At 67.6% G+C, this 222-nt stretch carries 1 protein-coding gene; it reads right to left on the reverse strand.

Translation table 11 applies throughout. The annotated features are described in order from the left end of the window. Window positions 1-222 (reverse strand): cellulase family glycosylhydrolase (locus tag AX737_RS22670; protein WP_156453893.1); only part of this gene is annotated, 222 nt, incomplete at both ends.

A 222-nucleotide genomic window follows, 5' to 3' on the forward strand; every position in this document is an offset into this window, starting at 1 on the left:
CAGGATCACCTGCAGGCCCCGGCTCGCCGCGTACGCGACGACGCCGTCCATCTGCGCGAGCTCGCTCGTGCTCAGCGGACCGTTCGCGGCGAGCTGCACCCGCTCCCAGAGGAAGGGCAGCCGGACGATCGACATGCCTTTGCCGGCGTAGTAATCGATCTCCTGCTGGGTCGGGTATGTGTAGTCCGTGCCGAGTGTTCCGGGCAGATGTCCGCCGCCGAA

Origin of the sequence: Methylobacterium sp. CCH5-D2 (assembly GCF_001556475.1) — a bacterium.
Classification (GTDB): Bacteria; Pseudomonadota; Alphaproteobacteria; order Rhizobiales; family Beijerinckiaceae; genus Methylobacterium; species Methylobacterium hispanicum.